Annotated in this window: 11 protein-coding genes; 8 read left to right on the forward strand and 3 right to left on the reverse strand. The window is 43.1% G+C overall.

The window, feature by feature from the left end; translation table 11 throughout:
* Positions 1-207 precede the first annotated feature (207 nt).
* Together pds and crtB are read left to right on the forward strand one after the other, a co-directional pair.
* Positions 208-1581 (forward strand): 15-cis-phytoene desaturase, encoded by a 1374-nt coding sequence (gene pds, locus QUA50_RS11490; protein WP_333264222.1) that lies wholly within the window; start codon positions 208-210, stop codon positions 1579-1581.
* 93 nt (positions 1582-1674) lie between these two features.
* A complete protein-coding gene (gene crtB / locus QUA50_RS11495; RefSeq protein WP_333264220.1) occupies positions 1675-2604 on the forward strand; it encodes a 15-cis-phytoene synthase CrtB in 930 nt (309 codons plus the stop codon).
* 154 nt (positions 2605-2758) lie between these two features.
* Here the strand turns inward: crtB and QUA50_RS11500 are convergent, their stop codons facing one another.
* Entirely contained in the window at positions 2759-3235 is a 477-nt protein-coding gene (locus tag QUA50_RS11500; RefSeq protein WP_333298680.1) for a hypothetical protein, read from the reverse strand.
* 436 nt (positions 3236-3671) lie between these two features.
* Entirely contained in the window at positions 3672-6395 is a 2724-nt protein-coding gene (locus QUA50_RS11505; protein ID WP_333264214.1) for a valine--tRNA ligase, read from the reverse strand.
* A gap of 157 nt (positions 6396-6552) precedes the next feature.
* Between QUA50_RS11505 and QUA50_RS11510 the strand changes: the two genes are divergently transcribed.
* Complete coding sequence (locus QUA50_RS11510) at positions 6553-6888, forward strand: hypothetical protein (RefSeq protein ID WP_333233709.1); 336 nt, start codon at positions 6553-6555, stop codon at positions 6886-6888.
* The gene (locus QUA50_RS11515) at positions 6881-7252 is read left to right on the forward strand and encodes a type II toxin-antitoxin system RelE/ParE family toxin (protein WP_333233710.1); all 372 of its coding nucleotides are present in this window, start codon (positions 6881-6883) and stop codon (positions 7250-7252) included. The genes QUA50_RS11510 and QUA50_RS11515 overlap by 8 nt, the downstream gene beginning before the upstream one ends.
* A 313-nt stretch (positions 7253-7565) precedes the next feature.
* Here the strand turns inward: QUA50_RS11515 and QUA50_RS11520 are convergent, their stop codons facing one another.
* The gene (locus QUA50_RS11520; RefSeq protein ID WP_333264211.1) at positions 7566-9218 is read right to left on the reverse strand and encodes an FAD-dependent oxidoreductase; all 1653 of its coding nucleotides are present in this window, start codon (positions 9216-9218) and stop codon (positions 7566-7568) included.
* Positions 9219-9547: 329 nt separating this feature from the next.
* Here QUA50_RS11520 and QUA50_RS11525 point away from each other — a divergent pair, with 329 nt between their 5' ends.
* From QUA50_RS11525 to QUA50_RS11540, 4 genes are read left to right on the forward strand one after another with little or no spacing between them, the layout of a single operon-like run.
* Positions 9548-11644: a GNAT family N-acetyltransferase gene (locus QUA50_RS11525; protein WP_333264208.1), complete on the forward strand. Its 2097-nt coding sequence runs from the start codon at positions 9548-9550 to the stop codon at positions 11642-11644.
* A gap of 17 nt (positions 11645-11661) precedes the next feature.
* Entirely contained in the window at positions 11662-12099 is a 438-nt protein-coding gene (locus QUA50_RS11530; protein WP_333264205.1) for an ASCH domain-containing protein, read from the forward strand.
* 45 nt (positions 12100-12144) lie between these two features.
* Positions 12145-13749, forward strand: coding sequence for an AAA family ATPase (locus QUA50_RS11535; protein ID WP_333264202.1), 1605 nt, complete (start codon positions 12145-12147; stop codon positions 13747-13749).
* A 7-nt stretch (positions 13750-13756) separates the two neighbouring features.
* Complete coding sequence (locus tag QUA50_RS11540; RefSeq protein WP_333264199.1) at positions 13757-14959, forward strand: 5-methylcytosine restriction system specificity protein McrC; 1203 nt, start codon at positions 13757-13759, stop codon at positions 14957-14959.
* The last annotated feature ends 234 nt before the right edge of the window (positions 14960-15193 follow it).

Consider the following 15193-nt stretch of genomic DNA (forward strand, 5'->3'; position numbering starts at 1 on the left):
TTTGTGGCAAAGAAACCGGGTTTTTTACCGAATCTGCGGGTGAAAACCCAAGATTTTCGCAAAAACCGGGTTTCTGAGTACCTCGCGCTTGAGTCCTCCCCGCACCGGACACGGCAGTGCCGTTTCCCTACAGATTTCCCCAAAATATTGTAACGAGTTGTAAAGTATAATTAAACCGAAGCGAACACAGAGGCCAAGTAGTATCAAATGCGAGTTGCGATCGCCGGAGCAGGCTTAGCAGGACTTTCCTGCGCTAAATATCTTACCGACGCGGGCCACACCCCCATAGTCCTAGAAAGTCGAGACGTACTCGGCGGCAAGGTAGCCGCCTGGAAAGATGCAGATGGCGACTGGTACGAAACCGGGCTGCACATCTTCTTCGGCGCATACCCGAATATGCTCCAACTCTTCAAAGAGCTCGACATTGAAGACAGGCTGCAATGGAAAGAACATTCGATGATTTTCAATCAGCCAGAAACCCCCGGAACTTATTCCCGCTTTGATTTTCCCGACATTCCGGCCCCCTTCAACGGCGTCGCGGCAATCCTGGGAAACAACGATATGCTCACCTGGCCCGAAAAAATAAGTTTCGGCATCGGTTTGATTCCGGCGATGCTTCAGGGTCAAAAATACGTCGAAGCAATGGACAAATACTCGTTTTCCGACTGGCTGAAAAAGCAAAACGTCCCCCCCAGAGTCGAAAAAGAAGTATTCATCGCCATGTCCAAGGCGCTCAATTTCATCGACCCCCACGAAATATCTGCAACCATTCTGCTGACAGCCCTCAACCGCTTCTTGCAAGAGACAAAAGGCTCGAAAATGGCCTTTTTAGACGGTTCCCCCACAGAGAGGTTGTGCCAGCCGATGGTAGACTACATAACTGAGCGCGGTGGCGAAGTCCGGCTGAATGCACCCATCGGGGAGTTTTTGCTCAACGATGACAACACGGTGCGCGGGTTTCAGATTCGGGGCATCAAAGGCGCAGAATCTGAAATTCTGACGGCGGATATTTACGTTTCTGCGATGCCGGTTGACCCGCTGAAGCTGATGATGCCGAAACCTTGGGGCGAAATGGATTATTTCAAACAGCTCGAAGGGTTGGAGGGAGTACCCGTCATTAATGTACACTTGTGGTTCGATCGCAAATTAACTGACATCGACCATTTGCTGTTCTCGCGATCGCCCTTGCTGAGCGTCTACGCCGACATGAGCAACACCTGCCGCGAATATGCCAACCCAGACAAATCCATGCTGGAATTGGTACTCGCACCGGCAAAAGACTGGATAGGCAAATCTGACGAAGATATCGTCGCAGCCACAATGGTCGAGTTAGAAAAACTCTTTCCCGATCAAATCCCAGAACCAGCCAAACTGCTCAAATATCACGTAGTCAAAACCCCACGTTCCGTCTACAAAGCCACCCCCGGACGCCAGCAGTGCCGTCCCACACAAACAACTCCGATTAGCAATTTCTATCTAACGGGGGATTATACAATGCAGCGTTATCTTGCGAGTATGGAAGGTGCCGTGCTTTCTGGTAAGCTGACAGCGCAGGCTATTTCAACGGCCAATAACCAATGAAAAATTAAGAATTTTTCATAAAGACGTAAAAAAAATCTCCCGTTGTCTCAACGGGGGAAAATCAGTTCTAATCTTTAAATTTCTTATTCTCGGATGCTGCAACTGTCAAAACTCCAGTGCATGAGAACTCTGGCTTCTGTGGATGACTCTTACGAACTGTGCCGCCAAGTCACGGCGAGTTATGCCAAAAATTTTTATTTAGGCACTCAACTCATGCCCGAAGCCAAGCGTCGGGCGATTTGGGCGATTTACGTCTGGTGCCGCCGCACCGACGAACTCGTAGACGGGCCTGGTTCTGAGGCTACGACCCCTGAAACGCTAAATTTGTGGGAAAAACGCCTAGAATCCCTGTTTGCGGGCCATCCCCACGACGATTATGACGTAGCTTTGGTAGATACGCTGTCTCGTTTCCCGATCGACATTCAACCGTTTCGAGAGATGATTGCGGGCCAGCAAATGGACTTGTACCGCAGCCGCTACGAAACTTTTGAAGAGCTCAATCTTTACTGTTATCGAGTAGCGGGTACTGTGGGGCTGATGTCGATGTCTGTTATGGGTGTAGGCGAATCGAACTCGGCTGCTAACTGGAATTGGCACTGGGGGAATAGAATTCCCAAAGAAGAAGCGATAGCCCTGGGTATTGCCAAGCAGTTGACTAATATTTTGCGCGATGTCGGAGAAGATGCCCGCCGCGGCCGCATTTACATTCCCTTAGAAGACTTAGCTTTGTTTAACTACACCGAAGAAGATTTATTCAACGGTGTAATTGACAACCGCTGGAAGGAATTGATGCGGTTTCAAATTCAGCGAGCTCGCAAATTATACGCCAGCGCGGAACCGGGAATTAAAGTGCTCAGTCCCGATATTCGCTGGACAGTTTGGGCTGCTACAATGCTGTACAGCAGAATCTTAAATGCGATCGAACGCAATCAATATGATGTGTTTCAGAAGCGGGCTTATGTTAGCAATTCTCAGAAACTGCGGTGTCTCCCCGCTGCTTGGCTGAAGTCAAAAGTGCTTTAGCCCCAGGCAATTTGGCTGGCGATTCAGCAACGGGTAAGGGGTATTTGTCAAGTTACAAATTATATGATGTCCAGCAAATTGCATATCAGGTTTGTGGGGACGCGCTAGTGCCGTGTCCCTACCTTTGGTTTGTTAATCTAAGTCAAATTATAAATCAAATTAGTGGAGTAGCGGGCGGAATTTGCAATTGGGCGATCGAACTTTCCAACAATTGCTTTTCCTGCTGGAGTTTTGCTTCTAATTTTTGAATTTGTTCTCGGCGGGCTTCAACTTCAATCAAGCGGCGAGACAATTCTTGACTCTGCAAAGTAAGAGATTGCCGCCAATCTTCTGCTTTCTGGGCTTCTTGCTGCAAAAAATCGGGAGTAAAGCCTGTTGTTAAATATTTCTCAACTAATTCTAGCACCCAGTCTGTAGCTGATTGAATATCCACAACCTGGCTATTTTCGTCAACATTTGCTAATACTAGCATTCCTTCATTTAAAACATTTTGAGCTAAATCTGACGGTACTGTCAAGAGAGTTTCTTTACAAAGCATAGCCCAAGTATCATCCGAATTTTGGCAAGCCAGCAATTGCAGACTTATCTCACCTAAAATTTCCTTCATTTGTACTTGGGCTAAATATAACATGAGGGTAATTAGTAATTGGTAATTGGTGATTAATTGCCCGTGTTAGCACAATTAGTTCTATTATTGAAACCAAATTTGTAGGGGCGGGTTCGCCAACCATTTATGGTAAACATCAATAATACTATAAACCCGCCCCCGCCCACCAACAATAAAAATGTACGATGAATTTAGAGGTAAAATTGTGATGTAAATAATGGCTGAGGATAGGGCGGGTTTACGAGATTGTTTGTGTATTTCATAGATGGCTGGTTAACCCGCCCCTACGGGATTTTGGGATGTTTTTTATCAAGCGATCGCCCAGCACAATAAAAATGATAATCTCCTCAGAAACCGGGTTTCTTTCAATATTTTTCGTTACTCAACCGAAAAATTCCTAGAAACCCGGTTTCTCACCCCACCCGCGACTAATGACTGCTGACTAATGACTAATGACTCCTTAAAACACCTTTAGCCGATCGCGCAAAATCTCCGCTTGTTTTTCGGCTTCCGCCAAAGCATCCCTCGCCCCCTGAACCACATCAGGAGTAGCCTTATCCACAAACTTCTGATTAGTCAAGCGCGCCGCAGTATGCTTAATTTCAGCTTCCACCTTACTCAACTTCTTCTCCAATTTAGCACGCAAAGCCGCCAAATCAACCACCCCAGCCAGAGGAATCAATACTTGCACAGTACCGACTACCCCAGCAATTGTCTGTCCCAAATCTGCATCCACACTAGCAGTAACAGTCAGATTTTCGACTTTTGCCAAATCCTGAATGTAAACACCTCCATCTGAGATGATTTGGCGTTCTTTCTCGCTTTCGCTTTGCAAAATCGCCGTCACCTTCACACTGGGTTTGATATCAGCATCTGCCCGCAAATTGCGAACTGTGCGAATTGTCCCGAACAACAACTCAAACTGCTGTTCCAAATCAGCATCAATTAGCGAGATATCAGCTTCAGGATAAGCTTGCAAAGCCAAACATTCGCCATCACCTGTTTGAGTCAGAGTGTGCCAAATTTCCTCAGTAATGTGCGGCATAAAAGGATGCAGCAGTTTCAGAATCCCTTCCAACACAAAAGCAAAAGTTTGCTGTGCCACTTTCTTAGAATTTGGTTCAGCATCCTGCTGCAAGCGAGACTTGACTAACTCAATATACCAGTCACAGAAATCGCCCCAAATAAACTCATAAAGTTTCTTCGCCGCTTCCCCCAAACCGTAAGTTTCCAAACAATTGCGGCTTTCTTGCACAACTTGATTGTAGCGAGAAAGAATCCAGCGATCGCACAACTCCAAACCACATCCCCCAGAAGGACTTCCCAACTGTTGCGGCGTCTGTCCCTCCAAATTCATCATCACAAACCGCGCCGCATTCCACAACTTATTCGTGAAATTCCGCGAAGCTTCCACGGATTTCGATTCATCAGTTTTGCGATCGTACTCCATGCGAATATTTTGACCGGCCCCAACCACTTCCTTAACCAAAGTGTAGCGCAAAGCATCAGTACCGTACTTGCCAATCAACAGCAGCGGGTCGATACCGTTGTTTTTACTCTTAGACATTTTTTGACCGTTTTCATCCAACACCAAACCGTGAATGTAAACAGTATCAAAAGGCATCTTTTCAGTAAAATGTCCTGCCATCATCGTCATTCTAGCAACCCAGAAAAAGATGATATCAAAACCTGTTACCAAAGTAGTTGTCGGATAATAGAAATCCAAATCCTTAGTTTCATCCGGCCATCCCAAAGTCGAGAAAGGCCACAACCCAGACGAAAACCAAGTATCCAATACATCTGGATCTCTTGCTAACTCTACGTCATTACCAAATTTAGCCGTTGCTTTTTCCCTAGCTTCAGCTTCAGTTTTCGCCACCACAAACGGCGTCGTGTCAGTAATTTCTCCTTTGGTTTCGCTAACAGCATACCAAGCCGGGATTTGGTGTCCCCACCACAATTGGCGGGAGATACACCAATCCTTCAGCTTCACCAGCCAATCGCGATAAACCTTTGTCCATCTGTCAGGAACAAAGACTGGTGAGTTACTTTGATCTAATGCTTCTAAAGCGCGTTGAGAAAGAGGATCTATCTTCACAAACCATTGCGTAGATAGCAAAGGTTCGACCGCAACTTTGCCGCGTTCGCTGTAGGGAACTGTATGCTTGTAATCTTCTATTTTAACCAAAACCCCGTCTGTTTCTAAGCGCTGCACCACATTTTTCCGGGCAACAAATCGGTCTTGTCCCTGAAACTCTCCGGCATTTTCATTTAAAGTGCCGTCCTTATTCATGATGTTAATAAACGGCAAATTGTGACGCTTACCCATCTCGAAGTCGTTCGGATCGTGGGCGGGAGTCACCTTGACACAACCAGTTCCGAAAGTCGGATCGACAAACTCATCAGCAATGATGGGAATTTCGCGATTTGCGATCGGCAAAGTGACAGTTTTACCGATAAGATGCTTGTAGCGATCGTCCTGTGGATTCACAGCCACCCCAGTATCGCCCAACATCGTTTCCGGCCGAGTCGTCGCCACCTCCAAATAACCCGAACCGTCCGTCAAAGGATAGCGGAAATGCCACAAATGCCCGTCAACTTCCTGCTGGTCAACCTCCAAATCCGACACAGCAGACTGACTCGCCGGACACCAATTCACCAAGTAATTGCCGCGATAAATCAGCCCCTCATCGTACAGGCGGACAAACGCTTCTAAAACCGCAGCGGATAAGCCTTCATCCATCGTAAAGCGTTCGCGCGACCAATCGACAGACACGCCCAAACTGCGTAATTGATTAGTAATAGTATTGCCCGATTCAGCTTTCCACTCCCAGGCCCGTTCCAAGAATTTTTCTCGGCCTAAATCGTGGCGAGTTTTGCCTTCTGCTTTGAGTTGCTTTTCGAGAATAGTTTGAACGGCGATGCTAGCATGATCCGTTCCCGGCAACCACAGGGTATTGCGTCCAGTCATGCGGTGATAGCGGACGAGGACATCAATCAGCGTCTCTTCAAAAGCGTGTCCCATGTGGAGACTGCCGGTCACGTTGGGCGGCGGGATGACGACGCAGTAAGGTTCGCCGCCGGCTTCGGGGTCAGCTTTGAAGGTTTGGTTGTCTTCCCAGTATTTTTGCCATTTGGCTTCGGTGGCTTTGGGGTCGTATTGGGGTGGTAGGTTTGCGGTCATGGTGGCTTGAGAGTTTGATCTTATTTAAGATTGTGCCATAGAAGGGAGGAGAAGAGTTTTGAACCGCATCCGCGTCAGAGGCAGAGGGAAGAGCGATATTCAAGGCGGGGCGGGCTTACGTTAAAATGAAGGTAAAATTAAAAGGTTTGATGGCATTATGAATGTAGCAGCACTTCGACATCAAATCGATCGATGGCTCGATCGACTCTCTCCAGAACATTTGGCATTAGTTGCGAGTTTTATAGAGTTTCTAAGCCAAAAGCAACGTCAGGGGGTAATCATTTCGCAAAATAATCTGCCAGAGGTTTTCTCAGCAGAAATCCAAGAGATGCATCCTGCTAATTCTTTTAGTATTCCAGAACCCTCAGAAATTGACGGAGAGGGCCAATCTAAAGCAGCGCTTCTACAAGATTTTCGGCAAGCTTGGCACGAAGCCATGACTGGGCAAACCATTTCGGTTGCTCAAATGTGGGAAGGAATTGAAAATGACTGACTTGCCGTTAATTCAAGTTATAGTTTCACCAACCTTTAATCGCAATTTACGCACTCTTGCAAAAAAATACCGCAGCATTCGCAATGATCTTCAACCCATTATCGAACAACTCACACGGGGAGAACTGTTAGGAGATCGAATTGCGGGAGTGGGTTATGCAGTCTTCAAGTTGAGAGTCCGAAATAGCGACACTCAAAAAGGTAAAAGTGGTGGATACCGTTTAATTTACTACGTCCAAACAGCAACGGGAATCATTTTGCTGACCCTTTACACCAAATCCGAACAAGTCGATATTGCAGCAGAGGATATTCAGAACATTATTACAGAATACGAGCAGCAGAGCGAAGAGCGAGAGGATATCTAAGAGTTGGGGAATCTTGCGCCGTCGAATATCAGGTTTCGACATCTTCAGTGGTAAAATCCTTTTAATATCTTATTTGACAGAAATCCCTAATCCAAAACCCGCCTTCTCTCGGAGAAAGCCACGATTTTGCACCTCGACCGTTTTTTTGCATTAGTCCTACTGGTAAAACAACTTGCAATAATTAAGGTTCGCAATGAATAACAGCTATCAAACTCCAGGAATTGCGTTTTTTGTTCTCAAACTCAAACAAAACTTTATAGTTTGTAGGCGGGTTTAACATCGTATAGCAACACAGGCGACTGCTATACCTCGATTACTTCACCTCCTTATAATCAACTCCATAACTCGTATCTCTCCCGGACAAATACGTCTTTTTCCCCGTTAAAGTCTCCAGAGTTTTTTTCGTTTCAGCCGAAGTAATCGAATTCAGCGGCACGCCGAACTTGCTAGCCAAACCAGCCGCCACGCCCACACCTTGTCCTTGATAAATATTCACTGTCGCAATTCGCCCGACGGATACCGCCATACCGACATAACCGGACGATCGCCCGACAATTGCTAAATTATTCACTTTGCTAGCCAAAGCGCTTTCTATGCCGAAATTATACACTGGCAGGGGCGGAATTCTCGTAGATAAATGCTTGACTCCGCCCCGCATATCGAAATCGTAGGAAAAACTGCCGATCGACTTGGACGCTGCTGTTCCCCCTTTGATAATCTCTTTCCCCGTCAGCGGATCTACCACCTCGCGAACGTTCAAACTTTGCCTGATATAAATCTCGTCTGGAATAAATACTCTCACATCTTTGCCAGACTTCTTTTGTAGCCAGTGTTGGAGATGTGACATTTCTCTAATCATTTCAGGAGTCGGTTTTCTGCCGTTAGCTTCCATCTTCATGATTTGGTCAACTGGGTATTTAAACAGAAACCCGTTCCAGGACAGCACATTTTTGTTATAAACGCAGACATTGCCTTTATCAAAAAAGAATCCTTTATTTTGACTAAAGGGCAGATTTCTGTCTATGTGATACGCTGCTCCTATTGCTACACTTCTGATGTCGTAGCCGTCTGTATATGGCTGATAAATGGTACTCCAGAAATTCCTCAGCCAGAATTTTGTACTGGCCGGATCTTTATATTTTGTAATGCTTTCTTTAATCTTTTTTACCAAAGGCCGATTGTAGAGAATGTCATCTTCTATTCTGCGGAATTCTGACATCGTTATACCTGTAATTGTCGGAACTACAGAGACTGCTAAAGTTTCATTTTTGGATTTTATATTTTGAGATTCATATCCTGTATAATAAGATAATCCGGCTTTTCTGGCTAATTCCGCGTCTTGAGTTACGTCAATAAAAGAGTGGGCTTTGATTTTTAAGTTGCTGCCTTTTACTTCGGCATATTCGATTTTTTTATCTACGATGTGGGGAGTAAGAGTTGAGTTGGAAATAACTCTGACTTTTGCTGCTGAAAGCATTTGCCTGAGAGCTCGATCTGCCATTTTTGGATCTAAGCAAGATTCGCGCGCATTGGCTTTATCTAAGAATTCTTTAAAACATTGGGCGTAGGGCTGGCGGTACCAATCGGGGATTTTATCTAAATCGAGGTAAGCTAAACCGCCGCGGGTGAGTAAGCCGCCCAAAGGATCTCTTCCGTAGTTCGATCGCACGATCGCAACTTTGCCCTTTGGGCCTAAAGTTTTCTTCGCCCATATCGCCGCACATATCCCCGGTACTTCATCACCATATACTACTACATCAAAGGTTTGCTCCGGTGGTTTTTTGGGAAGTACCGGAGGCGGGCTGCTGGATTTTTGCTGCTGAGCTCCAGCGTCTAAAGTAGCACTTGCTGGGTCTCTATTTGCGATATAATTTTCTATTTCTGTGAAAGGCGGATAATTAAGTAAAAGTTTTACGGCGGCAAAGATGATTGCAATTGAAGCTAATTTCTTGAAAGTAGAGAGCATTCAGTTGACTCGGTTATAAATTTGCATTACCTGAAAGCGCTGTTCAGGGTTTACGGAGTTGAATATAGCACGTTTAGATAGTTTCCACACAGTTTTAACTTTTCCGGGAACTGTTGTTAGCGGTTTTGCCTGTGTTACTGGTTTGGGAGGCTATTGATGTGGGTAAGGATGGTGGCTGCGATCGAACTTATATGACTCCCGACTTTCCCAGCGGCTTGTAATGTGATACTGAGAGGGAAGGAAGGGCGAGATAGTAACCCACATAATTGACTCAGTGGTAAAATTAGATCAAACTGAGGTATGGCGGAAACTTGAGGAGGTACAAACAAGTGACAGCAGAAACACAGGTGACGATCGAAGCAATTGACCATACATCCCCTCATTTGCAAACCGTTATAGCACTAGGTGATGCCAATAAAAAAACTCTGGGCTTGTTACCAAGAGATGCTTTTGTAGAATACGCAATCAAGCGTATGATTCTTGTGGCTATCGATGCAGAGCAAAATTGTATTGGTTATCTGCTATACCGGAAGGCGATCCGAAAACACGCAATTGTTATCGTTCATCTCTGCATCGATCCGTCATGGCGTGGCAAAGATGTTGCTAAAAAGCTAGTCAATTACTTAAGTCAAAAAACTCAGGATTTTTATCGGCTTGAGCTTAAATGCCGCCGCGACTATGGAATAGACGGGATGTGGTATAAATTAGGCTTTATTCCCTTAAATGAAAAGACAGGAAATAGTAAGGATGGTAAACTTCTTACAGTTTGGTGGCTAGAACACAATCACCCCAGCATATTTTCTTATGCTGCTAATCAGAAGCTTGAATCTAAACTTTGTGCGGTCATCGACACAAGCGTTTTCTTGGAATTGCACGGCAATGAAGAGCTTAAAACTACAGAATCCGACTCTCTGCTCGCTGATTGGTTGCAGGATGACTTGGAGTTATGCATCACTGATGAAATTTTCAAATCAATTAACACAATAGATGATGCTAAATTAAGAGATAGCAAACGTTATCTGGCTAATATTTTTACTCAGTTGTTGTATGACAAAACCAGACTTGAAGGTATTTTAGATTCTATCGCTCAACTGTTGACCGAGCAATCTATAACTTTCGATAGAGCTACAATAAATCAATTAGCTATAACTATTGCTTCTGATTCTCAGGTATTTGTAACTCGCAACATAGAGATTTTGAATTTAGCTGATGAAATTTATAAAAAATTTACACTAGAAGTAATTAGCCCAACAAATTTAATTTTAAAATTAGATGATATTCGCAGAAATGTTGAATATCAACCTGTTCGCTTGGCAGGTACATCTATAAAGCTGAAACTCATTCAGAGATTTGAATCTAGATTTATTGATAGTTTTTATGCTAGTGAAAAGGGCGAGAGCGAGGGAGAATTTCAACAACGGCTGCGCCATATTATTGCTAATCCCGATAAATTTCAATGTTATGTTTTTTTAGAGAATGAAAATATACCCCTTGCATTAATTGTTTTCGATAGACAGCAAACTTACGAACTAAAAGTGACAATTATGCGAGTTCGTCCAGGCGCTATAGCGGCTACACTGGCACGATACTTGGTTTTCTATTCTATATCACTCTCAGCCGATGAAAAGCGACAATTTACCAGGATTATTGACCCCTATCTGGAAGAAAATGTTTTACAAGCTATTCAACAAGATGCTTTTGTTCGAGTTGACAATGGGTCTTTGAAGGCGAATCTTGCTGTTTCAAAAACATCAACAGAACTATCTAAGTACCTTACGGGATTAGGTAAGATGGGATCAGAATATAATTTTTGCATTCAGCTCGCAGAAACTCTTACTATCAGCGAATCAACTCAAGATATAAAGACTATATCAGAGATCGAACGTCACCTTTGGCCTGCTAAAGTTATTAATGCTGACTTGCCTACCTTCATTATTCCTATTCAACCCAAATGGGCAAAAGATTTGTTCGACAAAGACTTGGCTAGGCAGTACATCTTGGAATCTCAAACTGATCTAGTGCTCAGACGCGAACTGGTGTACTATAAGCGAAATAATGGCAGTTTAAAACCTGGTGTTATTGGTAGAATTTTATGGTATGTTAGCTCCGATAGAGCATTTACTGGGACACAAGAGGTTAAAGCTTGTTCTAGGTTAGATGAAGTTATCATAGACAAACCAGAAAAACTATATAGACAGTTCCGACACTTAGGTGTATATGAGTTAAAAGATTTAATGAATCTAGCAAAAGACAAACCAGATGAAGATATTATGGCTATCAGATTTAGCTATACCAAGATTTTTACTAAACGACTGACATTAAATAGGCTTCGGGAAATACTTGGAAATAAAACAACCGTTCAAAGTTTATTTAAGATTTCAAAGGAACAATTCGGAATCATATATAATGAAGGAACCGCGACCTAAATAAAGGATTGTAACCGATGTCAAGTATCTTACTATTATCTATTCGACCGGAATACGCCAACAAAATATTCGATAGTAATAAGACTGTTGAATTGCGGCGCGTCCGCCCTCGATTATTGAACGAAGGCGATTTGGTATTAATTTACGTTTCTTCGCCGATTAAAGCTGTATTTGGTTCATTTAAAGTGGATTATATTATAGAAAAACCACCTAGAGAACTTTGGGAGGAAGTTAAAGACAAAGCAGGCATTTCAAAGGTAAATTTTTATGACTATTATCAAGGCACATCAAAAGGAATAGGAATCTTTTTTAAAGATATTCATAGGTTTAGGGAACCAGTAAACTTACAGTCTTTAAGAAAAAAGTTGCCTGAGCTTAAACCACCACAAAGTTATCGTTATATGACCGATAAACAGTTGAAAATAGTCAAGTCTTTAGGAGAATGTTCGAGATAAATATTTACTACAATAATTTAGTAATCAATAGTTGGCAAGAGCAGTATGCTAGCGGAAAAAAAAGCTGAGTGTGTCAAATTATTTCAAGAATTTGTCAATTCATATCCATACACTCCCGATGGGTTGCGTCACACAGCGGCTTACCAGGAGCAGCGTCAGCAGGGGCGTAGAAATTTTGAAGTGATCGCTGCTGCTGCTGAGTCTGGAGAAGATGTGACTGAATCTGTAATGTTGCAACTTCTACCTTACCAAGACTCTCCTACTAATCGAAAAAGAGGAGCCTGGATTCATATTAATCCGTGCATAATACAAGGGTCATTATGGAATTCAAAATCGTATAAAAAATTGTCATTAATAGCGCCAGTAAGAATGGCCGAATTAATTTTTTATTTAGTCTGCTGTTGTAACGACGATCCGAGTCAGCTATATTCGGCCTGTAGAGAGTTTTCAGAAGAAATGCGCGTCTCCTTGTTCGGCGAGATAGGAATGCTAACGCCTATCCTCAATGCTCTCCGTCCCGATGACTTTCTCGCGATTAATGATAAGTCAATACAGGTTATTAACTATTTCGCCAATACTTCGTACAGCAAACAGCTAATAGACTACTCCTCTGCTAACTTAACCGGACACGAGCTGATTAAAGAATTAACTAAAGAAATGCACCAAACTGGCGTTCCCTCTATTCGAGATGACGATCTATTTGATATGTTCTGCCACTGGCTTGTAGAAATAAAAAAATATGACTTTCCTAGTAACGAAGTGCCACCAATAGAGGAGTCAATTGTCTTTGAATACGCTGTCGAAGAAGTAGAGTTGCAACCGGAATATTCTCTGAGCCAATGTGCCGAAGAAACTGGCTTTGACGAAACAGAACTTAACCTATGGATACGCGCCATCCACCGCAAGAAACAAGCCATCTTACAAGGCCCGCCCGGAACCGGAAAAACTTTCCTTGCCCAAAAACTAGCCCAACACTTAATCGGCGGCAGTGATGGTTTTTCAGATACGATCCAATTTCATCCAGCTTATACTTATGAAGACTTTATTCAAGGCCTTCGCCCACAAAGTCAAAATGGGCAATTAACTTATCCAATAGTTCCCGGTAGATTCCTTGAATTTTGTGAAAAAGCCGAAGTCTGTGAAGACACTTGTGTTCTGATTATTGATGAAATTAATCGCGCAAATTTATCTCAGGTATTTGGAGAGTTAATGTATTTGCTTGATTGCCGCGATCGCACCGTTAAACTAGCCAGCGGCCAACTATTCAGAATCCCTACAAATGTCCGCATTATTGGCACAATGAACACAGCAGACCGTTCTATTGCCTTAGTCGATAACGCACTCCGCCGCCGCTTCGCATTCATTCCCGTCTATCCAAACTATGAAGTGCTGCGACAGTATCACCAGAGAGAGAAAACTGGTTTCCCAGTTGATAACTTAACTAAGATTCTAAAAAATGTCAATCGCGCAATTAACAACAAACACTATCAACTAGGCATCTCTTTCTTTTTGACAAAAACCTTGGCTGAAGATATCCAAGATATTTGGCAAATGGAAATCGAGCCGTACCTCGAAGAATACTTCTTTGATAATCAGGAAAAAATGGATGGATTTATCTGGGATAAAATCAAAGACCAATTGAGCAAGTGATAATCTTATGAAACGAGAATCACCCCAAATCATCGAACTTACAGAATATCAATTAGCAACTTTAGATCGAAACTCAATCCCCCAATCAGTCGGACAAAAAATACTCCATAATTATGCTAAGGAAATAGATATAGAATTTCCCAATTATAAAAATAAATATCAATGGCAATTAAAATCTCAAGGCAGAGTTGGCAACATTCCAATTACTCCAGAATTTCACATCGCCATCCGCCCGAAGGTTCCCATAAACAATATCTTCGGAATGCTTGAGTATGCCTACGAACTCAATATAAATTTTCCGAAAGGACAAATTGAATGCGAATCTTTGGAACAAGTGTATGAACGATTAGCTAACATCCTTGCTCAAAAAATCCTAGAACGCTGTCGCAAAGGATTGTATCGCGATTACTTACCCAAAACAGAAAGACTTTCCTATATTCGCGGCCGCGTTGATGTCCGGGAAGCTGTGCAAAAACCTTGGGATGTTAAACTAAAATGCCACTATCACGAACAAACAGGCGATATCGAAGATAATCAAATACTCGCTTGGACACTTTTCATTATTGGGCGCAGCGGTTTGTGCGGTGAATCTGTTTCATCCACTGTGCGAAAAGCCTTTCACGCACTCCAAGGATTTGTCACATTAAAACCTTTTAAACCAGAAGCTTGTATCGATCGCACTTATCACCGTTTGAATCAAGATTATCAGATATTACACGCCCTCTCTCGCTTCTTTCTGGAGAATACTGGGCCCTGTCACGAAACAGGCGATCGCGAAATGGTACCTTTTCTGATAAACATGGCTAGTTTATACGAACAATTTGTCGCCCAATGGCTCAAAACTAATACACCCAAAGGATTTTTTGTCAAGAAAAAACACACGGTCACACATGACCAACATTATTCCGATCGCATTGACTTACTGCTGTGCGACATAGAAACAGGTAAAGTCCTATACGTCCTCGATACCAAATACAAAGCTCCCGATCGAGCAGACAGTAGCGATCGCTATCAAATAGTCGCCTACGCAACTGCACTAAAGTGTAACAATGCAATTCTCATCTACCCGCAACACCTCAACCACCAACTAGACATAAAACATGGCGATATCCAAGTTCGCAGTCTAAACTTTTCCCTAAATGACGATCTCAATGAAGCCGGAAAAATATTCTTAACCTCTCTACTTCCAAACACCGTCTCCTATTGGTGACAACTTAATAAAACGTAAAAATTTTTCATATATAAAAAAATATATCGCTGAAACATTTACAGGAAAAGCAGTTTAGCTCCCTTGAAAAAGTAAGCGAGCCTCTCTGTTTTGCTTTTTTACTTACTGCGATCGCCCCCGCTCGCTAATGAGATGATTCCCAAAACAGTCTTGATGTACAACAGCTTAATTAATAAGCCGTATAATTAAAACAAGAGAAAAAATAATTATCCAGAA

The organism is Microcoleus sp. M2_D5 (genome assembly GCF_036701935.1).
Classification (GTDB): domain Bacteria; phylum Cyanobacteriota; class Cyanobacteriia; order Cyanobacteriales; family Microcoleaceae; genus Microcoleus.

Bases quoted from the DNA above. Each gene is read 5' to 3' on its own strand.
- pds (WP_333264222.1), top strand. From the start codon at position 208: ATGCGAGTTGCGATCGCCGGAGCAGGCTTAGCAGGACTTTCCTGCGCT.
- crtB (WP_333264220.1), top strand. From the start codon at position 1,675: ATGCTGCAACTGTCAAAACTCCAGTGCATGAGAACTCTGGCTTCTGTG.
- QUA50_RS11500 (WP_333298680.1), bottom strand. From the start codon at position 3,235: ATGTTATATTTAGCCCAAGTACAAATGAAGGAAATTTTAGGTGAGATA.
- QUA50_RS11505 (WP_333264214.1), bottom strand. From the start codon at position 6,395: ATGACCGCAAACCTACCACCCCAATACGACCCCAAAGCCACCGAAGCC.
- QUA50_RS11510 (WP_333233709.1), top strand. From the start codon at position 6,553: ATGAATGTAGCAGCACTTCGACATCAAATCGATCGATGGCTCGATCGA.
- QUA50_RS11515 (WP_333233710.1), top strand. From the start codon at position 6,881: ATGACTGACTTGCCGTTAATTCAAGTTATAGTTTCACCAACCTTTAAT.
- QUA50_RS11520 (WP_333264211.1), bottom strand. From the start codon at position 9,218: ATGCTCTCTACTTTCAAGAAATTAGCTTCAATTGCAATCATCTTTGCC.
- QUA50_RS11530 (WP_333264205.1), top strand. From the start codon at position 11,662: ATGTCAAGTATCTTACTATTATCTATTCGACCGGAATACGCCAACAAA.
- QUA50_RS11535 (WP_333264202.1), top strand. From the start codon at position 12,145: ATGCTAGCGGAAAAAAAAGCTGAGTGTGTCAAATTATTTCAAGAATTT.
- QUA50_RS11540 (WP_333264199.1), top strand. From the start codon at position 13,757: ATGAAACGAGAATCACCCCAAATCATCGAACTTACAGAATATCAATTA.